Source organism: Pseudarthrobacter sp. WHRI 8279 (assembly GCF_040224115.2).
Classification (GTDB): domain Bacteria; phylum Actinomycetota; class Actinomycetes; order Actinomycetales; family Micrococcaceae; genus Arthrobacter.
In genome coordinates, this window is sequence record NZ_CP168163.1 from 185,237 (window position 1) to 206,020 (window position 20,784).

The window sequence follows — 20,784 nt, forward strand, 5'->3', positions numbered from 1 at the left end:
CTAAGTGTTGCTGTTCTTCTTGAATTGGGGCGGTCGTTCATCCTCGGCGATGAGCGGACCGAATGGATTTCCGATCATGGCCGAAAACGTTGCCGGCGCCTGCCATGTCAGCGCCTCGAGTTCCAGCGGGCACAAAGAAACCCACTGCGCGGAGCGCGGGGATTTGATCATCAGCCGGGAGCCATTGCGGGTCTCCACCCTTGTGATATGCACCTCGGCAAACTCATTGGCAATCACGATCGGAGCGCCAGTGGCATGCGCTTCCAGCCGGACGCGTTCCTCTGCCGCGCGAATGGCGGCAAGGCGGTCTTCTTCCTCGCCTTCCCAACCAATTTTCATAGGAATATGGCCAGATTCTGCATGCGGATAACCGACTCATCCACCATGATGGTCCGACGCGCCAGCTCCCATCCGGTACCGGTGCGGCGCAGAAGGTCCTCACGTCCAGCGGACACCGTAGCGGCCTCCCGCACATCGCCCCGGCTGCGGAAGAGCAGCACCGCCGAATCAACGATGATTTCGTTCGGATTGTCTGTGCGGAACGTCCGAACGTTCGTGATGTAGTGGCGCAACCGTGAGGGAGGGTCTTCAGTCCAGGCATGCTCTGTGGCAAACCGGGCCACCCGCCGGCTGAGCGAGTACCTGTTTTCATCAAGATGGGCCATACCGGGGGACGTGCTGTAACCGGCACCCAGGGCGGTAGTCACCCGGACGGGCATCAGATAATGCACGTCTTCAGCAATCCGTGCCATCCATGCGTCATAGTCCTGGGCGTCCAGGAGGTAGGCTTCGTCAACCAGCCAACGGTGCGCCTGAAGGTGGAGCGCATCATCGAACGGGAGGGATTCCCCTATCCTCTGGGTGCGTGGGGCATGGCCACCGAGAACAGACTGCTCCGAAAGGGTCTTGCCGTTGCGATCGGTTTCAACGCTCATGGCCTAGGCCTCCTTTGTGAGGATCTGGTCGGCCGGCATGGCTGTGCTCCCGACGGCGGCCCGTGAAGGATCCGACTCGGCAGCCGCGGGTGCCTGAATAGGATCGGTTCCGACGTGCAGCTGGGCCGCTTTCTCCATCGGTCGTTCGAGGTGATCAGCCCACCGCAGCAGGAGTTCACGCTGGTTGTATTCGCTGTAGCCGACCCGCGTGGAACCTGGTCCAGAATACTCATCGGAGGTCAGGGGTTCTACGACGTTCTGCCCGTTTTCCAGCATGCCCATCCGGCTGTTGAGCAGCAGACGGCGGGCCATAGGGCCGCCCGCCGTGCTGGTCAGCGAGACCCAGTTTTCAACGTCGTCTTGTTCAAACATGCCGCCGCTGCCAAAGCACATGAGATATGCCTTGTACGACAGGGCCTTGAACTCTTCAGAGGCGTTCTTGTCCACGGCAAACCACGAGACGATCTCGGTCTCGTCCTCGCTGATGGGCTGCCACTGGCGGATGGAGATAAACGGCAGGACTTCGTCGGAGTCTTCCTCTACGCGGGGCCAGTTGTGGACGAAGCTCATGTTTGGGAAGACCGATGCGGCCGAGACCATGAATCCGTCCTTGCCGACTACATCGAGCTGCTCCTGGCTCCATTGCTCCTTCATCCGAGCGATCATGTCGTCGGGGTAGCCGACATAGCGAAGCCGTTCCTCCAAGGTCCCCTCGGGGAGCTTGTAGGTGGTACCGCCGCCGTTGCCGGCCCAGTAGGTTGTTCCATCCTTGCGCTTCTCAGCCTTGGGTTCGCGGAAGAGACCGATTTCAACAACGGACGTGTGCGTTTGGGGAGTGTGGTACATGTCGCCGGCGAAGTTTTCGGCGCCGATCTTCCAGTTCGCTTTGACCCGCCACCGCTGGGGGCCCCGGAGTTCGATGCCGTCAGCGCTTTGCTTGGTGTAGTAATCCATGTAGAACTTGAAGTCGCCCAGGAAGTCCTCGAGAGGTTCCGCGTCAGGGTCAAGGCTGATGAAAATCAGCCCGTTGTATATGCCCAGTGAAGGAGCCGGGAGCAGGGTCTGCCCTTTTTTCTTGAAGCCTTCTTCCCCACCGTAGGCCTCTTTATGGAAGGGCAGACCCACGATGCGTCCATCGTTGCGGTAGGACCAGCCGTGGTAGGGGCAGCGGAAATGCGAGGCGTTTCCCATCTCGGCCCGGCACACCTGCATGCCCCGGTGGAGGCACATATTGAAAAGAGCACGGATCTCGCCCTTTTCGTCTCGGGAAATGATGAATGAATCCTCGAGTACACGGCGCACAACGTAGTCGCCGGCTTCGGGCACCTCGGACTCGTGGGCAACGAAGAGCCAACTCCGGCCAAAAAGGCGCTCCTTTTCGAGCTCGAAGATCTCCTTATCGTTGTAAATGTGCGCAGGAATCATGCCGCGCTGCACGTCCTGGATAACGCTTGTCTGGTCTGTCATGGAAGGTCTCCTTCGTTGGGCCCGCATGCTAAGTTCTAGATTCTCTGCGCTGCAGAGCATATTTCTGTTAAGAAGAGGATGACGCAGAATGTGATGTTCGTCAACCCCTCTCCGTTCAGGAGAGGAGTTCACCCGGGATCAATGGCCATTTTCGGGTGAGTCAGAGTCACGCGCGGCCGCCTCGCCCTTGTCCAACCGCCGGATGGCCGCCATCTCTCCCGCGCTGAGCGAGAAGTCAAATACGGAGAGGTTTTCTTTGAGCCACAGCGGGTCGGCAGCCTGCGGGATGGGCACAATGTCCTGTTGGACATGCCACCGCAGGAGGACTTGGGCTGGAGACTTGTCCAGGCGCTGAGCGATCTCGATGATCAGCGGATTCGCCCGGAGACCGGAGGACCGGCCGATGGGACTCCAGGCTTGGGTGACTATTCCCAATAACCTGTGGACAGCGCGCGGCTCAGTCCGCGCCAGGTCTGGACTGAGCTGGATTTGGTTTACGTCCGGTACTACTCCCGTTGCGTCGATAATGTCCTTCAGGTGGGCAGGTTTGAAGTTGGAAACGCCGATGGCTTTTACACGGCCTTCTTCCAATAACTTCACGAGGCCCTTCCAGGCGTCCACGTACTTGCCCAAGGCCGGAACTGGCCAGTGGCACATGAACATGTCCAAATGGTCAAGGCCAAGCTTTCGCAGGCTCTCGTCGTAGGCCCGCTGCACCCCATCGATGCTGTGGGACTCCTTGTTGAACTTGCTGGAAATGAACAATTCGGATCGGGGGACGTCTGCGGTACGGATGCCCCGGCCGACTGCTTCTTCGTTTCTGTACTGGAACGCTGTGTCAACCAGCCGGTAACCGCTCTGCAGTGCGGACCGCACCGCAGTTTCGCACTCGTCCTCCAGCATCGGCCAGGTTCCCAGGCCAAGCCGTGGAATAGCGTGTCCGTGCAGCAATTTCAGCCGGGAAATCTCCGAAGCCGTCGTATCAATCGTTTCAGTTGTCATCGGGCACCTTTTTCTCGGGAGCTTCAAGCTGATTTTGTTGGAGCGGCCTGCACGGACCTGATTCTGTTGGCTTCACTTGGTTGGGAGGGCCTTTTCTGCGGATACCTCCCGCCGCCGGAAGGGTCATCAGGACGCCGGCCGTGACCAGCGCTGCGGCAACAGGGACCACGCTGACCAGCAGGGCCATCACAAACGGTGTAAGGAAGAGTGCCGAGGCCCGCACCGTGCCAGTCAGGGCGAGAGCATCCCCGCGTTCTTCCGGGTGCACTTCATCTGCAGCTATCGCAGGCCCCACAGTCTGGAGGATCCCGGCACCAACGCCGGAAACAGCAAGGGCGGCGGCGGCGGCAACTGCGGCGCCGGCCAGGGGTCCGGCCGCGGCCAAGCCCGCCCCCGTGGCCAGGAGGCCTGTGGCAAGGGACATCCTGTTTCCCCGCCTGCGCAGCCAGCTCGCAGATGCACTTCCGGCCAGAACGGCAGCGTTGGGTATGGCTACCAGGATGCCGATGACGGCGACGGGTTGTCCGGCAAGGGAGAGCACGATGGGAACGTAGGAATCCAAGAGGCTCTTCCAGGCGCCCGCTCCGGCGTTCATCCAGCAGGCGGCACCTACGCCACGCCGCCGCCAGAGGCCTCGCGCCATTATTCCGCCTGTGGCATGCTCCGGAGCAAACACAGGAAGCCTGGTCAGAAGGGCTGCAGGGATGACGGCCGCCGATCCCGCCACTGCACCCACGATCAGCGGCAACGGTGCCGAAAGTTCCCACAGATAACCTGCAAGTGCAGGCCCCAGCAGTGCCCCCACCCCTGCGGCGAGATTCACGTCGGTCAATCCCTTGACAGACGAGGTCGACATGCGGACGGCGTGCGTCTGGCTGCTGGTCCAGAACAAAGCTCGAGCCGAGCCCTGGATCAGCTGGGACACTATGAACACTGCCAGCGCGTCTGAGACTGCGATCAGAGCGCACGAGACGGCAATCATGAGCGCTGCTCCCACGAGGAAGGCTTTATCGGAAACCCTGCGCATCAGTGCGCCCAGGAAGATCCGCGTCACCAACTGCGAGACCGCTGCAACTGCAACCATCATTCCGACTTCGACCGTGCTGTACCCCACAGTAATGGCCAATATTGGCACCACCACTGCCAGGGTTCCGAGGGCGAACGAGAACAATACCGTCGCGGAAATGCTCAGGGTTCTGTCAGCGCCTGACAGGCCCACGGTCTGGCCTTTGCAGGATGATGGCACGCCGCCCTTGGGCCGGAGTCCGGTGAGAGAGCCAGCGCGGCGATTTTTTCGCCGTGCTGGGCTTACCCGCGGACATGTTCGAGATAGGTGTTTGCTTCAGCGAGCCCAACAACATCGCCGTATTTGTTGTCAATGTCGAAAAGGCTCGCGAGATGCGGCAGCTCAGCCCGGTCTCCGACGCCCTCCTCAACAACGATGGTGTGGAATCCGTAAGAACATGAGTCCACGGCGGTAGCTCGGATGCATCCGCTGGTGGTGCAGCCGATAAGGATCAGCGTATCGATACCTTTGGACACCAGTCGGGCGGCGAGATCGGTGCCAAAAAAGCAGGATGCATACTTTTTCACCAGCAACATTTCATTGTTTTGGCGCTCGAGCCTGTCGTCGAGTTCCACCCATTCGCTTCCCTCAACCAACCAGCTGTTGGACGGGATTTTCTGTATCCATTTACCGGCCTCCTGCAGGTCGGTGTCGTACGCGACAGTTGAAAAGATGATCGGAACGCCAGCACCCCGCGCCCTTCCAAGAAGTTCCTGGGCTGCCTTTAGTTGTTCGTCAAGGTCTCCGGCCAGGGGCGATCTCGCATCCGTGAATCCGCGGATCATGTCAACCACGAGAAGCGCTGGCCGGCTCCCAAACCCGATCCTTCCGCCCAGTCCTTTTTCCTTGAACTGGGACCTTAACCTCTGGTATTCCTCTCGGGCAGCAGTCGCAGACATACTTTCCCCTTTCTTAGACGGTTCAGTGGTCAGACAACGTGAGCGTGCAGACTTCCTAGGCCGAGGGCTAGAGTTTGTTGCCCAGCCGCCGTTCGACTGCCCACAGGGCGAGGTTCCCGGCCAATGCGATTGCCGCGAGGAGCACGATGATGCCGTACATGGTTGGCAGGTCAAGCATTCCGTAGGCCCGCAGCGCCAAGAGCCCAAGTCCGGCACGCGCAGCGAAGAATTCGGCGATGATCACATTGATGAACGCGATGCTGAAGCCGATACGGATACCCACCATGAGCGACGGTGCCATGGCCGGAACGTATATCTTGGTCACGGTCTGCAGCGGAGATAGGCTCAGCGAGCGTGCCAGCTTCGGCAGAAGCGGGTTAATGGCGCGGACGCCAGCGGTCGTTGAGACCATGATGGGGAATACCGCTGCCAACGCGGCCATGGCCGACTGCGCTCCCACACCCACTCCGAAAATCTGGAGAAGAATGGGAAAGAAGATTACGCGCGGGATGGCGAAGGCGCCTGCGACGATGGGGTCGAAGACAGCACCGAGAAACTTACTCCGCCCAATGGCATAGCCCAGCGGAAAGCCTATGGCAGCGGCGATGAGGAACCCAATGGCCACCGCCTGCAGGGTCGCGTTGAGGTGCCGGTAGATGGAGCCGTCAGCAAACCGTTTCGCCAGCGCGTCAAGCGAGTCCGTGGGCGAAGCGACGAGGTCACTCATGGAAGACAGCAACGCCCAAAGGAGCACCAGGGCTACCAGCACGGCGGCACGCCACACGTTGTCCCGGATGACCCTGGATCTGTTCGCACTCTGCTGAGTGGTGATTCTCGGGACCGAAGGAATTGTTACATCGGTACTCACAGCATGTCCCTTCTAATGCGTTTCTCCAGCCAGGTAAGCACGCTGTTGACCAACACGCTGAGAACGATGACAACAGCGATGTAGGCCCACATGTCTGCCGTGTTCAGTTCCCGGTAGTAGAAGCCGGCCCGGAAGCCGACTCCTTGGGACGCGAGGATGAACTCCATGGCAACGGTGCCGATGACTGCGTAGATAAATCCGAGCTTCACGCCCGGGAAAATAAGTGGCGTCGCCGCCGGAAAGAGAACTTTCAAGTAGTACTGACGTGGGGAGGCGCTGACAGAATTTGCGAGCTTGTGAAGGATAGGCTTGATGGCGTTCAGGGCAACCATTGTGGTCAGCGCAATTGGGATCAGGGACATTGATGCAGCTATGACGATGATCGGTCCTGCGTTGAGTCCCATCACGGCCAAGAGGACCGGATAGAACAACAAAGTGGGCATTGCGTAGCCGGTGACGATGAAGGGCTCAAGGATGCGCCCTGCGGCCGGTACCCGCCATAAGAAAACCCCGAGCGGGACCCCCAGCACAAGTCCGATGGTGAACGACACAAGAATGGTAGTGAGAGTTCGGGCTGCGTCTTGACCAAACTGTTCCGTTGGGACGATCGAGGCCAGCCGGGCCAGGATCTCCGATGGTGGCACCATGAGGGACTGGCTGATCATCCCTGTTCGCGTGGTGAGCTCAAGAACGGCAACAAGCGCTAGAATGATAACCCAACGGACAAGAGACGCACGCGGAACGAGCGGGGCCTTTTGCTGGCTCTGGACAGGTGGGGTTTTCTCCAGAACACTCACGCCAGCCGCGCTCCTGGTCCCAACGTTTTCTCCGCCTCAACCTTTACCAGCGCCCAGAGGTGGTCTTCCAACTCACGGAACCTTGGCAGCGCGTGGGTTCCCTCCGGCCGGGGCCGTGGCAGGTCGATGGTTACCACCTCTTTGACGACGGAGGGCCTGGCTGACATGACCCAGACCTCATCTGAGAGGTAAACGGCTTCTTGGATGTCATGGGTGATGAACAGCACGCGATTGCGTGTTTTTTCCCAGATACGGAGCAGTTCCCGGCCGATGAATTGCCGGGTCTGCTGATCCAGGGCGCCGAACGGCTCGTCCATGAGCAGGACGCGCGGCTCCATGGCCAAGGCCCTGGCGATCGCGACGCGCTGCTTCATTCCACCGGAAAGCTGACCGGGGCGGTGGTCCTCGAAACCGGTGAGCCCGACTAGTTCGATCATGCGGCGGGCGCGTTCGTGGCGCTCCGCTTTCGGGAGGCCTTTGACCTCGAGGCCGAAAGCGACATTGTCCAGGACAGTGCGCCAGTGCAGGGTGGAGTCTTCTTGGAAGACCATGGCAGTGTCCCGCCGCGGGCCCGTCACGCTTTCACCGTTTATGCTGACCGAACCTTGAGTGGGCTTCAGCAGGCCGCCGACCATGTCAAGCAAAGTGCTTTTCCCGCAGCCGCTGGGACCGATAACGGAAACGAATTTGCCTTCCGGTATCGCTCCCGAAACGTTAGCGACTGCGTGGGTGACTCCTGTCGCGGTGCCGAAAGTCATTCCGATATTGTCGAAAACGACGTCGCTGTCGTGTCCTATCGAATCGATTGGGGATACTTGGCTCATGAGAGGAAGTTCCTCATGACGATGGCATCCATGTCGGGTTCCTTGGTGATCTGGCCTTGTTCTTTACCGGCGGCGACGACGGCGGCCAGTTGGGCGTCGGTAAAGTCCAGGCTGTAGAAGTTCTGGGAGTTCTTAAGCGCCTCAAGAGCCACCTCGGGCTCGTATTTAATTGCCTTCCCGTAGGCGTCGGCGGCCTTTTCCAGGTCGTTGGTGATCAGGTCCATCGCCTTTTTGAGGGCCCGGCCCCAGCCCTTTAAGGCCTCGGTATTTTCATCGATGAACGATCCTGTTGCGACGAGGCAGGTGTCCGACCAGTCCGTTACGTAGTCGCGGGAACGCCAGATAACCTTCGCTCCGCTTTCGGCAGCGATTTTCTCAGAAAGGGGCGAGGCCGTCCACGCGACGTCAACAACCTTCTGGGAGACGGCGGTCCAGGAGTCGCTCGCAGAGCCGACGCTGATAAGTTCAACGTCCTTGCCTGGAATAATGCCGGCCTCCCGGAGTGTGCGGTCTGCGAAATACGAGGAGTTTGACCCCGGCGTGCTGACGGCGACTTTCTTGCCCCTGATATCCTCAATGGAGGTGACTGGAGAGTCCGGCAGTGCAATGAAGTCGACTGAGGCAGCTGTATACACGTTGCCGAAGATTTTTACGTCCATGCCCTTCTCGGCCGCAATGAAGACCGGAATAGTGGACGACGTACCGAAACCAATTCCCGACTCGATTCCTCGGACGGTGTCGAGCCCCCCGGGGAACTGAATATGCTCGAGGGTCAACCCCTCTTCCTCGTAATAGCCCTCGGACTGGGCAATGAAGAAAGGGGCGGAGTGGATAAGACTGGCAAGACCGGTGATTGCTACATCGCCGGAATATCCCTTCTTCCCCCCACCGCCGCCGCCGCTTTCCTGACCGCAGGCCGTCAACCCTCCGAGAAATAAAGTCCCACCAGCAGCGGCCGTAATCTTAATGAATCCGCGACGCCCTATTTGTTCAAAACTCATTCGGTTCTCCCTCGTCCTTGTGTCAGATCCGTGGTCCCAGTGAAACACATCACCTTCCCGCTGTCCAGATCTATATTCTGCTGGGCAGAGCTATATTGCAGGCACCTCTTGCCAGTGGCCCCGTCGCCCTCGCCCTTGTTGCCACATCAATACATCCAGGGCGTGTGGGAACTCCGCCCATAAGCCGCCGGCGCGGCGACGGCGCTCGAGTGCGCTCGGTGACCAGGTCAAGGAGTCAATAAATCGGGGCAGACCCCACTCTTCAGGCCGTAGGATAAACTCGCCGACGTGACCGAGAAGGAACCTCCGACGAGATCGGTAAGCGGCCGGGTCATCCTTGTACTGAGCACATTCGATACCAAGCACCGCAGGCAGTCCCTTGCTTCCATATCGCGCAGATCCAACTTGCCTCTAACCACAGTTCACCGCCTCGTCCACGAGCTGGAGGAGCACTCAGCCCTGGTCCGGGGCTGGGACGGTGACTACGAAATAGGCAGCAAAATTTGGCGGCTGGGGATCTTGGCCTCCGTGCATACTGACCTTCGGGAAGTGGCGCTTCCCTACATGGAAGACATTTACGAGCAATGCAACGGCGCTGTCCAGATTGCGGTACTGGATGGCCTTCGGTGCCTGGTGGTTGACCGTATAGCCGGGTCGCGCACGCTGGCCGTGCTGAGTAAGCCGGGTTCCCGCCTTCCTCTGCATGCTACGGGGGTGGGAAAGGTGTTGTTGGCTTTCGGGACGAAGGATCTGCAGGAAGCTGTTCTTAACTCCTTGGACCGGTTTACCGAGCAGACAGTGGTAGATCCTGAAAAACTGAGCTCCCAATTGCAGGCGATTGAAGCGCAGGGATTTGCGCGAACCAATGAAGAGCTTGCTGAGGGTGCGACCTCTCTCGCTGTTCCCTTGCGGGGCAAAGGCGGTCGGGTAATCGCAGCTCTGGGTGTTGTTTTACCCAGCCGCACCACCGACGTCTCGCCCATGATTCCGATGATGCAAGTGACAGCGGCGGCCCTCTCAAAAAAGCTCGTCGAGACCGGTCTAGGTGTCGAATCGCGTCTTAGAACTAATTAGTTCGCTGCGTACTTAACCTTCCGGTATCCGGAATGCTCCTTGGAGAATCATGTCCGCATGAAGTTCTCTGGGTAGAGGCGCTACGCGCAGTATTCAAAGGAGAATCATGGCACGAGTAGTTCGCGGTACCCCCCGGGCCGCCATCGATATTGTTGGCTCTTCCGGTTCGTGGTGAACGTTCTGCCGTGATAGGTGTTCATGCCGCTGTTCTGGCGGCACTGCGCAATAGGATACGCGTTTTGTAATTGCGTGCGTTGGTGAATCCCCGGCCTGTCCTTTTTATGTGCTTGATCGCGGTGTTATTCGCTTCCACTTTCGCCGTTGTCGCGCCGGTGACAATGAGGACCTCGATCTCTTTCCACCACCGGCAGACCGTGCGCCAGAGCCGGGTCGTTTCCGGCTGCGCGGCACGTTCGACGAGTTCCTTCAAGCGGTCTTTTGCAGCGGCCGCGTCAGCGAGGGACCCGGTAGCGAGCAGCGTCCGGAGCTGCTCTTTGACCAGCCAGGCAGCCTGCAGCTTCCCCGTGGCGTCATCGGTTGCGAACACGGTGCTGAGCCTGTCCCGTGCCCGGTCCGAGAGTGTGTCGCCGGCCCGGAGAAGCAGCCGCCGGTTGGCCCAGACCGGGTCGATGGAGCGTCCCCGCCGGCCGTGGACCTGCCGGGTGAGCCGCTGCCGGACCTCGGTGAGCATGTCGTTGCCGAGCTTGACCAGGTGGAACGCGTCGACCGAGACTGCGGTGCGCGGCAGCCACATCCGCAATGCCTTGCGAAAGGCCGCTGACGGGTCGATGGCAACGACCTGCACGCCCAGGCGCCACTGAAGCGGACGGGCGAACAGCCAGTCCCCGACCCCCTCACTGTCGCGGCCGTCAACGATCCCCAGGACTTGTCCGGTGTCGAGATCAACGATGGTGGTCATCCAGGGTTCGTAGCGTTTCCATGCCTTGGTGGCCGGGTCGCGGAAGAACCGCACGGACCGGTATCGGTGTTCATCGATGCCGAGCATCCGCGGTGCCAGGGCATCGACATCGGGCAGCGTCAGCGCTGCGGAATCCAGAGCCCGCTGGACCAGCCACCACGAGACACCGAACGAAGCGGCGGCCTCCGCTGCGGCTCTCCCGGATCCGATCACAGCGGCCACAAGGGCGTCCCGGAGCCGGCGGGTGGACCCTGCCCGGCGCGGGACCTGGGCGGTTTCCTCGGTGAATGTCCTGCGCGGGCACAGGTACTCATCACAGAAGAACCTCCGCTTGGCCCAAACCACTTCGACCGGACCGGCCACAGGGATGTCGCGCAGACGTTGTGGTCGACGTGAATGAACGCGGGTGCTGATCACGCCGCACGATGGGCAGCCGGCCTCAGCGGTGGCCACGACGCGGATCCGCCGCGGCCCGAAGGCAAGGACCTCAGTATCAGTGACGCGGTAGTCGGGCAGGTTGAAAATGGCGGTGGCAGCATCGGGGCGCGTGGAAGTAGGCTCGATCAAGGCTCGTAGCTCCTGACTCTTGATGAATGCGTAGAGAACATCCATCACAGCAGGGCTACGAGCCCTTCAGCTTTCAAGACACGGAACCCGTTTCACCATCAACCACGAAGAGCCAAATTCGTGAACCCGCGCAGGGGCGGAGGAATCCCCTTAGCTGGTCCTTCCGCCAGGCCTTGCTTTATGCGGCCCGACGACCGCTCAAGCAAGTGGGCTTGGTGTCGCTCGGCCGCCGCACTGCACTCCACATGAAGTAGCCCGCATCACGACCAGGGGGAACGATATAGCCACAATGTCCAGACGACATACAGACAATTGGAACGCCCTCGTGGAGGGCTTGAGTTGCCACCAGTCGTGCCCACACTGCTGCGACGTGCAATCGTGCAACAGCCTGTTGGGCAATCAGTCAGGAGGGGGTTCGGACGAGTGGTTCGCTGCCCACAGCCGGGGACAATCCTGATGGCTTATCCACCGCTACGGCTGCTGAGGGAGCTACCCCAATGGCTCCCGATTTCCAGCCGTGGATAACCCGGATTGACCCCAAACTATGGACTGCTTGCCCTCCCTGGGTTCCGATACGTTCGGTGTTTCCCCTGAGATTTTCTCCCAAAGCCAAGCTTCTTCCTGATGGTTGAGTTTGTGATTGGGCAATGGGTCTTAGGAAATCCGGTTGGGCTCTGGACTGCTAGCCTTAATTCATGGCAAAAAAGACAGTCGTGCTGCTGGAAGATGATATCGACGGCTCGGAAGCGACCGAAACCTTATCTTTCGCACTCGACGGCAGTGACTACGAAACTGACCTCAACCAGGAGCACGCCAAGGAACTGCGGGACGCCCTGACCCGCTTTACCAACGCCGGATGCAAGGTATCCGGCGGACGTGGACGCCCTGCATCCCGTACTAAGTCCTCCTCGCACGGTGGCCCGGACGCCAAAGCGGTACGGATGTGGGCTGCTGAAAATGGCATCCCGGTAAACACACGCGGTCGTATCCAGGCGGAAGTCGTAGAGAAATACGAAGCCGCTCACTAGAACCAGAACAAAAAATCAGGGCTGGAACCTAAAACTGGTTCCAGCCCTGATTTCTATTTGAATTTTAGGTCATCCTGCAGCCATCCCTGTCAGACAGGAATAGTCCGAACATCGGGGAACCACCCAGCCGGGGCCTTTTTTGGCTCCAGATGGTCGGGGTCGCGGTGCTTTTGCATGTCGCATTTGTAGAACGGGCCGCGTGGGTCGAGCAGCACGCTCATGTGGTGGTCTGCGTGGTCTTTGAACCAGACGCTGATGCCGGTGGCTCCGTCGAGTCTGAGGTGTTCCCAGGCGCGCCACAGCGCTTCCACACGGGAGACAGCTTCCGGGTGGAAATACCATTCGATGCACCATTTTGCAGCGCGCCCGTCGACATCGCGGACGTAGGTGGGGAGCAGCTGCTCGTGCAGGAATTCTTCGGCTGAGCCGTAGACCAGCTGCGGGGGCTTCTGCGGTTCCCCGGCCGTAGCGTCAGTGTCTTCGACGTCGGAGCTGGGAGCTTCACTGAACCGGCCAATCTTGATAGTCATGCCCTACTCCCCTACCCGGTCACCCATGGATTTGCGGCCGGAGCCGCTGCTACCGGTACTGGTTCTTCCTCCGGTTGAGGGCTGTACCTTTTGATTGACGCTTCGACGGCTTCCTTGTGTGGGCCTGTGTACCAGGGCATGGTGCGGACCAGTGTGGCGGGCGCCCCGGAGGCGAGGATAACGGCGCGGCCGCGGTCCAGTTCGGCCAGATTGGAGACATCGAAGATGCGTTCCTTGGCTTCCTGCCGGGAGCGGCTGGACCCGGACTTCCCGGAGGAGACGGAAACGTTGATGTAGCTGTAGTCCCCGATCAGATCGGAGAGTGCGCGGAGGAACCCTTCTTCGGCGACGCCGCCGCCGTAGACCTTGACGTTCGCGGCTGACCAGATTTTCCGCATGTTCGCTTCGCCCCAGAGTTCGACGCCCTGGGACCAGGACTGCAGGATGCCCATGACGATCAGGCCTTTGGAGCCGTAGTGGCTGAACTGGTCCGGCAGGCCGGCCCAGCGGACCACGTTCGCCAGCTCGTCTAGGGCGAACAAGGCCGGTTTGGGCAGGCGGCCGCCGCTGCGCTCGGCCCGTTCCTCCATCGCCTCGGCGATGGCCACGGTCAGTGCCGTGGTGAGCGGGGCGGCTGAGCCGGCCCCTTCCTTGGAGAGGATGTAAATCGTCTCCTGAGAGGCAGCGAAGGCGTGCGGGTCGAACTGCCTGCGGGCATCACTGGCCACGCTTGCGCCGCCGGTCGGGGCGACCCAGCGGAGAGTGTTCCTGCTCTTGAGGCACTGGATCATCTTCTCGGCCGTGCCGAAGATACCGTCGCGCTGCTTGTCAGCCAGCTTCAGTGTGGACTCCAAGCCCTTGTACTGCAGCTCGTAGTCATGCTCCCGGAGGATTTCAATGGGTTCCTGGCTGACCTGCTCCGTCACCCACAGGTAGACCTGCGTGATCGGCAAATCGCCCAGGGCGGCCGCGAGGAAGTACGAAGAGAGAATGTCCTCGGCTTTGGGATCGAAGTAGGCGTCCGGCTTGGACCCCGGGACCCGGGAACCGACGGAGAAGTGCTGGGTGAGTTTGTAGGCCTTTTCTTCGTCGGTGACGTAGGACAGCGGGTTCCACCACCAGTCCGGTTCTTCCTGGGCGATCTTCTGCGGATCGAAGACCCACATAGGGGCCGTGGTTTCCCGGACGCCTCGGGTGCCGTCCACGACGTCGCGCTTGTTCGAGGTTGAGACCACGGCACCGGGTGCGCCCAGGATGGCGGGCATAACCCGGGAGGTGGATTTACCCGTTCGTGGTCCCCAGATGTCGAGGCTGAGGTCTTCCCATGACTGGATGAACTTTTGGCCGGTGGAGACCACCTTGCCGACGACGATGCCGGGGTTGTCCTTGATACCGAGGCGTTCGGCTTTGGCCTGCGCTCCCTTTTCGGAGAACGCGGCCAATGACTTCCCGCGGCCAAGATATCGGGCGGCCTTATCGACACGGGCACGCTTGAATGCGCCTTTCCGCCATGCCAGGAGCACGACTATTGCCAGTACCAGTATCAGGCCGGCCATGAGGCATGCTGCGACTGTGGACTGGGTTGGCCAGGGCACCCGGCCTTTGATGAGCCCCGCGACGAGGTCGATGGGGTGGGCAGGCGGTGCGTCGATGCCTGCCATCCAGGAACCGAGGTGGGCGGCGGCGTAGGTGCCGCCGCCGAAGATGACGATGGCACCGATGGCCAGCCAGACCAGCAGGGCATCTTCGAGGCCCATTCCTTTGCGGTTCGGTGCACTCACAGCGTTCCTCCTTCGGTGGGCAGGGCAGGTGCTGCCGGGTCCATGAGTGTTTCGGCGGGTGCGTGCCACCGGGTGTCGGTGTCGTTCAGGCCGTCGTTCTTCTCGATCGAGGTCAGCCCGATCTGGACGGGGATACCCGGCCGGCCGCCGACTTTGATGAGGAACTTGCCACGGCCTGGGGGTTCGACGTCGAGGCCGCGTGAGTCCCAGGCGGGCGGGTCCTGCCAGGAGATGAGCTTTTGCTGCTCCTGCCGGGAGAGGGGAATCGCGGAGGTCAGCAGCGGCATCTCCGAGGCGGGCAGGCCGCCACAGATCACCATCCCGGAGCGTTCGACGAAGCCGCGGGCCTTCATCCGGTCCTCTTCTGCCGCCAGTGCCAGCAGGTCGGACATGGTGTGGGAAATCATGATCTGCCCGACACCCACAGAGCGGTTCAGACGGGTGAGGGCGTCCACCCGGTCGACCATGCCCTTGCCGGAGCGCAGCGCCCGCCACAGCTCGTCCAGGACCACGAAGTAGTTCCGCCGTGGTTCCAGACCGGCGTCCGCCAGGGCGTTGGCGACGTTCACGGTTCCGAAGCCGTAGGACCAGCAGGCCAGCAGTACGGCGGCCTGCAGGTCGGTTTCGGTCTCGTCGATGCTGGAGACGTCAAAGACGACGGCGCGGTCTCGCTTCATGGGGTTAGTGGTTTGCTGGGAGAAGATTTCTCCCAGCTTCCCTCCCCCGGTCAGGCCCAGCAGGGTCGCTTCCAGCGCCCGGGTCTCCTGCAGGTAGACGTTCATGTCGCCACGGTCCAGCGCGACCTGCCGCAGCTCATCCGGGGCGGAGACGACGACATCCAGGAGGTCTTTCAGGACCGGGATGCCGTCGAAATGGTCATCGAGGACCCGCAGGGCCCGGTCCAGGATGGTTTGTTCCTGGTCTGTGGGCGGGTTGTTCCGGCTGATGGTGATGAGGGAGACGACCATGTTCAGGCGGCGGCCATGGGCATCGGCACGGACCCGGGTGGCTGCTTCGTGGTGGTCGTGGTCCTCGAGGAGCTGGGCGACCTCGACGGCCTGGCCGGGATCGAGAATGTTCAGGTAGCCGACGCCGCGGCCGAGCTTGATGACCTGTCCGCCGAGGGCTTCGACGGCTTTGACGTGCTCGCCTTTCAGGTCCCCGAGGACCAATGGGTTGACGCCTTGCGCGGCGAGGCCCAGGAACATGCGCCGGACCAGGGTGGACTTGCCCAGCCCGGGTTTGCCGAGGATGAAGGCAGAAGGGTTGGAGATGAGGCGTGCGCGCTGGAACCAGCTGATCGGGTCACAGCAGACCGTCGCCTGAGTTTCCTCGTGGCGCCCCAGCGGGACGCCGATCATGGGTGAGGACGCGCCGGAGGAAAAGGGCCACAGGCCGCAGACCTGGACAGTGGTTCCCCGGTACTCCTTCACGGACGGGACTAGCTGGGCCATGCCCCCGCCGCGGCCGGACCAGCCACGGGCACCGGGCCCGGCCTCGCGCGGCTGCTGCTTCCCGGTCTTGTCCCTTGGCGCACCCTTTGCTGGCTTTACTGTCTTTAGTGTCATTGACGTCAAAAGGTCTCGGAGGGCCATTACAGGGCGTCCTTGATTTCGGAGGGGACCATGCTGTGTTTGGGCAGGACGAGTCCCAGCGGCAGTGAGGCGGCGAAGGCGGTGTCCTGTGCGCCGTAGGCGCGGCGCAGGAGCACCCGGGCGGTGCCGGAGGTCTGTTCGATGGCGGCCACGGCGTCGGCCAGACGTTCCCTGTCCGTCACTGTGGCGGTGACGACCATGCCGAAGTTCACCAGGCCGGCGCCGCGGGCTTCTTCCTGGGCGGTCTGCACGGCCGAACGGGCATCCACCAGGGCGCGTGCGCTTGGGCGGGTTCCGGAGGTGATGCGGACGTTGGCGTTGTTCTGGTCCCGCTCGACGACGGTGGCGGCTCTTGCTGAATCCATCGGGCGGTAGAGCAGGGATACCCGTTTGCGGTCAATGTCCCCGTGCGGGGCCAGCAACCGGGACAGGACCGAGGAGTTCACCGAACCCCGGGGCGCACCCGTCATTGTCCAGGAGACCGAGAACGCCGAATCGTGGCGGTAGCCGTCCCAGTTCGCCTGGGTGGCGGTGGGGCCGACTTCACCCCAGGTCAGGGCCACGGGGGAACCGGCGGCGTGGGCTTCATCAATGATCAGCGCGGCAGGCGGGTCATAGGCGATCCGTACGACCTCGCAGAGTTCCTGCGCGGACATCGGGCGGGCGATACCGGCACCGGTGGACTGCAGCCGGGCTGACAGGCCCGGGATCCGGGAGGCGAGGTCGCGGGCCACATCTTCGGGCGTTCGCTTCTTTGACCCGGACCGCAGGGAAGCGTTGAAGGTCAGTGACACCCAGGCGCGGACCGTGGCTGATCCTTCCGGGTAAGTGTTCACGACCTCGCGCAGGATGGCCTGTGCAAATTCGGGTGCGTTCGGGTCGATGTTCATCTCGACTTCGTTCCGGAGCCGGTATCCGGAATCGGGGGCGGTCTCGACCGTAACGGCCGCGGCGTCCAGTCCGGCTTCGTCGGCAAGACCGGCGAGCCAGCCGCCCCAGTTGGCTACCCATGCGTCGACCTGTTCAGGGTCCACCAGGGAGGCCCCGTCGGGTTCGGTGGAGAAGATCACGGTGAAGTGGCTGGTTGCCGGGACGTGCAGCATGGCGAACGGGCGTTTGTAGGAGTCGGTGAACTCGTACAGGGTCGACTTCGCGGCCAGGCCTGGCAGCTGGTACATGCCCCACTCCGTTACACCCAGAGGGCCGGAGCGGTAAAGGTTCGTTCCAGTGGACTTGGAGAGCCGGAAGGCCATGCGGGTGCCGAAGCGGTCTACAACGGACTGGCCGTGCTTGTCCTTGACCGTGAGCAACAGGGCGCTGGCCCCGGCAAGGGCCAGGACAGCAAGTCCCGGGAAAAGACTCGAGATGGCGAACGTTGTGATGCCCAGCAACAGGCCGGCCATGACAATCCCGGTGCCAATGGCACCGAGGTTGCCCAGACCCGCCGCGCGCGGCACTCGCCAGTTGCCGTAGGACGGTTCCTTGTACTCGGTGTTAATTGCTGCCACTGGGGCCCTCCCCGGTTGAATCCTGCGCGGTCTTTTCGATTGCCTGCGACGTCTTGGTCGCCACCTGTGCCCCGGCGGCTAGAGCCATGCCAGCCGGGCCAGCTGCTGCTGCCCCGCCGCTTGCCCCTGCCGCTGCACCGGCAGAGCCTGCTTTGCCCCCGGCCGCAGCGCCAGCGGCTCCGCCCGGACCCGTAACACCGGGGGTGGGCTGACCTCCCCCGCCCCGAGGACCAGACGCTCCGTCACTGCCCTTCGGCGAAGCACCGGCCTTAGTGCTCTGAGAACTGGCAGTACTGCTTGTTGTCGCAGGAATTGGCGCGGCATTGCCTCGTCCGCTGCCGCCACGGCCCAGGGAGACGGCGCCCGTGGCTATCGCACCAACGGCAGCCCCGGCTGCAGCGCCGCTGCCCGAGGCAACGGCACCGACCATCGGCGTGACGAAACGCATCAATGCCGGAAGCGCGAATAGGGCAACGATCATCAACGTGAAGCCCGTGATTGAGCCGACCAAGGCATCCTGCCCGCTGGTGTTACCCATCAAGAGGAACGCGACCGAGTACACGATGGCTGCCGCGGGCTTGTAGAGAATGAAGGCGATGGTCCAGCCGACTGCTTTCTGGAACCACTGCCGGCCCATCTCGGTGTTCGTGAACGCTGCCGTGGTAGGCAGAATGCCCGCCAGGATCACCAACATGCCGCTCCGGACTACCATGAGGACAATCTGGACCAGTGAAGCAATCAATCCGATCAGGCCCAGGACGATGAGGATGAATACCCCTACACCGGTCTGTCCGGTCATGACAAGGACGCTCATTGACTGAGCAAAGCCCTTCCCGTCCGTGGAACGCTCAATGATTGCGGCCGAAAAAGTATCTGCGGCAATCACCAAAATAGAGATGACTCCCAAGCCAAGGCCGGAAACCACAGTGAGTGTGAGCAGCGAACGGAGCAGGTCCTTGAGCGGTGCACCGCGCTGTTCCCAGATCATCCGGATGCCGCCGATGATCACGGCGAGGACCGCCAGCGTCAGCGTCCAAGTCATCAGCCCGCTGTTGACTATCGAGACCACAGAACTTGGCCCAGTCCTGTCCTCGCTGATCAGGTTCACCGTGGGCATCGACACCCAAAAGGTAGACAGAGTCGTCACCATCTGACTCATGCCCTCCATGATGGCCTTCGCCATGTTTCCCATAGCGTCGTCCGCGATCCCGGCTATCCAATCGCCTGCCGGGTTCCATGCAGGCTTCATGCTCCACTCCATGGGATGAAGCCTGAAAGATCACGGATTTGGCGTGGTTCTTCCAAGGGAGCACCGTTATCGGCCACGACCCCTTTCCAGTCGCCGTCCTGCCAAAGCAGTGTTGTCCTTACAGAAGCCAGCGCACCATTGTCTGCCTTGAATGCCAGTTCAACAACAGCCTGGTTCGCCGTGTACGAAACGTTGAAGCCCGCTATCTGGATCTTCACGGACGAAGATGGGGCGGCGGTTTGTGGCGCCTTCATGCCCGCGTCACGGCCAGGTCCCTTAGCTGCGAGCTGTTCGGCGATGGCTCGCTCTTTGGAGGGATCACTGCCCAGCGCCCACAGGTTGACCGCAGCATATAGTGCACCTGTAGGCGTATGGGCGAAGCAGGACCTGATGCCTTGATCGTCGGTCTTACCTGGTCCAACGTTGACATCAGTTGGGGCAGCCATGGTTCCTATGAGTTCCCATTTCGTCTCTGGCGCGGAGCCCAGCGCGGTTTCCGAAGTTGCAGGAAGCCCGCAGATACTCTCGCCAGCAGCTGAAGCACTGGGACTGGCCTCGGCTGTGCTGCTGGATTCTGCCGGGGCAGGGGCCGGCTGAGCGTTGCCCTGTCCTTTGGGGAGAAGGAAGATCACGATGGTTGCTGCGATCAGCGCGACCACCAGTGCGGCAGCGATGATGAAACAGGGCTTGGTGAACGGATTGCTTTCGGTGGTGCTCTCTGTTGACTGGCTCATGGTGAACCTCCCGTTCTTGGTGCTGGCTTAGACGAAGGCGCGGACGATGCCGGCGGCACCGGTGATGATGATGCAGCCCAGGAGGACCCAGCCGAGCTTGCCGATGGCTTGTGCGCCTTCGCCGCGCTGGAGCTGGATGACCATGCCGATGCCGACGATGATGACGCCAAGGACGCCGAGGACCAGGCCGATGCCGGAGGCCCAGTTCAGGACCAGGAGCAGCCCGTCTGCCTCTGCAGGGATGGTCGGAGTGGGGTTGGGGATGACGCCGGTTGCAAGTGCAGAGAAGTAGTTCATGGTGAGACCTTTCAGTGAGCGGTGCTTTATGTGTTGTTGGTAGTCAAGGTGGCTATGTCAGTAATGAAGCGATGAAATTCGCGGGTCGGTGCCGTGTCGTCTCCGAGCCGCCATGCCTCGACCCAGGGCAGGGTCCAGAGCCGGGGCGCTCCCCCGCCGACGATCGAGGTGAAGTCCCGCAGTGCTTTGGGAGTTTTCCCCGGTGCGTCAGCAAGGACGGCGAGGCCGAGCAGGTCAGCTTTCGGGGTGGCTCCTGATACCCATTGGGTCAGGGCGCTCCTGGCGGCTGTGAGGCCGCGCATGTCTGCGCGGCAGACCAGCAGCACCCGTGGCTCGCTTCCGTCCTGGAGGACAGGCCAGCAGTGATCGGTGGCCCGGGCCCCAAGGAGGTCCGCGACTCTGCTTTCGCCCGCTCCCCCGTGAGCGCCGATAATCCATAACGCGGCGGAACCGGTCATGGTGCGGCGGGCCAGCCGGTCCGCTGCGTCGGGTTCGACCATGCCCTTCAGTGGGGCACTGATAACCGCCGCCGGGGGCATATACGCATCAAGTGTTTCCTCCTCCGGCGTTTCGGTGCCGGGGCTGGTAATCCAGGGGTTCAGGGACCGTTGCATGATTCCTCCTTTCGGAAGTCGGCTAGTGG

General features: G+C 61.6%; 21 protein-coding genes. 2 read left to right on the forward strand and 19 right to left on the reverse strand.

From position 1 onward, the window contains the following. From ABRP28_RS20965 to ABRP28_RS21010, 10 genes are all read right to left on the reverse strand, one after another. Positions 1-339 (reverse strand): hypothetical protein, encoded by a 339-nt coding sequence (locus ABRP28_RS20965; RefSeq protein WP_013603013.1) that lies wholly within the window; start codon positions 337-339, stop codon positions 1-3. Next, the gene (locus ABRP28_RS20970; protein ID WP_013603012.1) at positions 336-935 is read right to left on the reverse strand and encodes a 3-phenylpropionate/cinnamic acid dioxygenase subunit beta; all 600 of its coding nucleotides are present in this window, start codon (positions 933-935) and stop codon (positions 336-338) included. The genes ABRP28_RS20965 and ABRP28_RS20970 overlap by 4 nt, the downstream gene beginning before the upstream one ends. 3 nt (positions 936-938) lie before the next feature. Then, positions 939-2,402 carry a Rieske 2Fe-2S domain-containing protein gene (locus ABRP28_RS20975; RefSeq protein WP_350006229.1) on the reverse strand — a complete coding sequence of 488 codons (1,464 nt, stop codon included), beginning with the start codon at positions 2,400-2,402 and terminating at the stop codon, positions 939-941. Between the two features lie 138 nt (positions 2,403-2,540). Further along, positions 2,541-3,404: an aldo/keto reductase gene (locus ABRP28_RS20980; RefSeq protein WP_374153009.1), complete on the reverse strand. Its 864-nt coding sequence runs from the start codon at positions 3,402-3,404 to the stop codon at positions 2,541-2,543. After that, the gene (locus ABRP28_RS20985; RefSeq protein WP_350006035.1) at positions 3,394-4,623 is read right to left on the reverse strand and encodes an MFS transporter; all 1,230 of its coding nucleotides are present in this window, start codon (positions 4,621-4,623) and stop codon (positions 3,394-3,396) included. Before ABRP28_RS20985 ends, ABRP28_RS20980 begins: the two co-directional genes overlap by 11 nt. 89 nt (positions 4,624-4,712) lie before the next feature. Next, on the reverse strand, positions 4,713-5,369 hold the full coding sequence (locus tag ABRP28_RS20990; protein WP_350006037.1) for an N-carbamoylsarcosine amidohydrolase: 657 nt from the start codon (positions 5,367-5,369) through the stop codon (positions 4,713-4,715). 67 nt (positions 5,370-5,436) lie between these two features. Then, a complete protein-coding gene (locus tag ABRP28_RS20995; RefSeq protein ID WP_374153010.1) occupies positions 5,437-6,096 on the reverse strand; it encodes an ABC transporter permease in 660 nt (219 codons plus the stop codon). 137 nt (positions 6,097-6,233) lie between these two features. Further along, a complete protein-coding gene (locus tag ABRP28_RS21000) occupies positions 6,234-7,034 on the reverse strand; it encodes an ABC transporter permease (RefSeq protein ID WP_350006041.1) in 801 nt (266 codons plus the stop codon). Then, the gene (locus ABRP28_RS21005) at positions 7,031-7,858 is read right to left on the reverse strand and encodes an ABC transporter ATP-binding protein (protein WP_350006043.1); all 828 of its coding nucleotides are present in this window, start codon (positions 7,856-7,858) and stop codon (positions 7,031-7,033) included. The genes ABRP28_RS21000 and ABRP28_RS21005 overlap by 4 nt, the downstream gene beginning before the upstream one ends. Next, positions 7,855-8,859: an ABC transporter substrate-binding protein gene (locus ABRP28_RS21010; protein ID WP_350006045.1), complete on the reverse strand. Its 1,005-nt coding sequence runs from the start codon at positions 8,857-8,859 to the stop codon at positions 7,855-7,857. The genes ABRP28_RS21005 and ABRP28_RS21010 overlap by 4 nt, the downstream gene beginning before the upstream one ends. 288 nt (positions 8,860-9,147) lie before the next feature. On the opposite strand from ABRP28_RS21010, the gene ABRP28_RS21015 reads away from it, so the two are divergent. After that, positions 9,148-9,933, forward strand: coding sequence for an IclR family transcriptional regulator (locus tag ABRP28_RS21015; RefSeq protein ID WP_350006049.1), 786 nt, complete (start codon positions 9,148-9,150; stop codon positions 9,931-9,933). A 196-nt stretch (positions 9,934-10,129) separates the two neighbouring features. On the opposite strand, the gene ABRP28_RS21020 is transcribed toward ABRP28_RS21015, so the two are convergent. Beyond that, entirely contained in the window at positions 10,130-11,419 is a 1,290-nt protein-coding gene (locus ABRP28_RS21020) for an ISL3 family transposase (RefSeq protein WP_350006051.1), read from the reverse strand. Between the two features lie 695 nt (positions 11,420-12,114). On the opposite strand from ABRP28_RS21020, the gene ABRP28_RS21025 reads away from it, so the two are divergent. Then, on the forward strand, positions 12,115-12,447 hold the full coding sequence (locus tag ABRP28_RS21025) for an Lsr2 family protein (protein WP_350006053.1): 333 nt from the start codon (positions 12,115-12,117) through the stop codon (positions 12,445-12,447). 89 nt (positions 12,448-12,536) lie between these two features. On the opposite strand, the gene ABRP28_RS21030 is transcribed toward ABRP28_RS21025, so the two are convergent. Genes ABRP28_RS21030 through ABRP28_RS21065 form a run of 8 tightly spaced genes read right to left on the reverse strand, consistent with a single transcriptional unit; the run spans position 12,537 to position 20,755 of the window. Further along, the gene (locus ABRP28_RS21030; protein ID WP_350006055.1) at positions 12,537-12,977 is read right to left on the reverse strand and encodes a DUF4913 domain-containing protein; all 441 of its coding nucleotides are present in this window, start codon (positions 12,975-12,977) and stop codon (positions 12,537-12,539) included. An 11-nt stretch (positions 12,978-12,988) separates the two neighbouring features. Continuing rightward, complete coding sequence (locus ABRP28_RS21035) at positions 12,989-14,758, reverse strand: TraM recognition domain-containing protein (RefSeq protein ID WP_350006057.1); 1,770 nt, start codon at positions 14,756-14,758, stop codon at positions 12,989-12,991. Then, positions 14,755-16,353: a helicase HerA domain-containing protein gene (locus ABRP28_RS21040; protein WP_350006059.1), complete on the reverse strand. Its 1,599-nt coding sequence runs from the start codon at positions 16,351-16,353 to the stop codon at positions 14,755-14,757. Before ABRP28_RS21040 ends, ABRP28_RS21035 begins: the two co-directional genes overlap by 4 nt. After that, positions 16,353-17,861: an SCO6880 family protein gene (locus tag ABRP28_RS21045; protein WP_350006061.1), complete on the reverse strand. Its 1,509-nt coding sequence runs from the start codon at positions 17,859-17,861 to the stop codon at positions 16,353-16,355. The genes ABRP28_RS21040 and ABRP28_RS21045 overlap by 1 nt, the downstream gene beginning before the upstream one ends. Further along, on the reverse strand, positions 17,848-19,122 hold the full coding sequence (locus ABRP28_RS21050) for a hypothetical protein (protein WP_374153011.1): 1,275 nt from the start codon (positions 19,120-19,122) through the stop codon (positions 17,848-17,850). Before ABRP28_RS21050 ends, ABRP28_RS21045 begins: the two co-directional genes overlap by 14 nt. Next, positions 19,107-19,844 (reverse strand): hypothetical protein, encoded by a 738-nt coding sequence (locus ABRP28_RS21055; RefSeq protein WP_350006065.1) that lies wholly within the window; start codon positions 19,842-19,844, stop codon positions 19,107-19,109. The genes ABRP28_RS21050 and ABRP28_RS21055 overlap by 16 nt, the downstream gene beginning before the upstream one ends. A gap of 27 nt (positions 19,845-19,871) precedes the next feature. Beyond that, entirely contained in the window at positions 19,872-20,141 is a 270-nt protein-coding gene (locus tag ABRP28_RS21060; protein WP_012623549.1) for a hypothetical protein, read from the reverse strand. Between the two features lie 26 nt (positions 20,142-20,167). After that, positions 20,168-20,755 (reverse strand): DUF6668 family protein, encoded by a 588-nt coding sequence (locus tag ABRP28_RS21065; RefSeq protein WP_350006068.1) that lies wholly within the window; start codon positions 20,753-20,755, stop codon positions 20,168-20,170. Between the last annotated feature and the right edge of the window lie 29 nt (positions 20,756-20,784).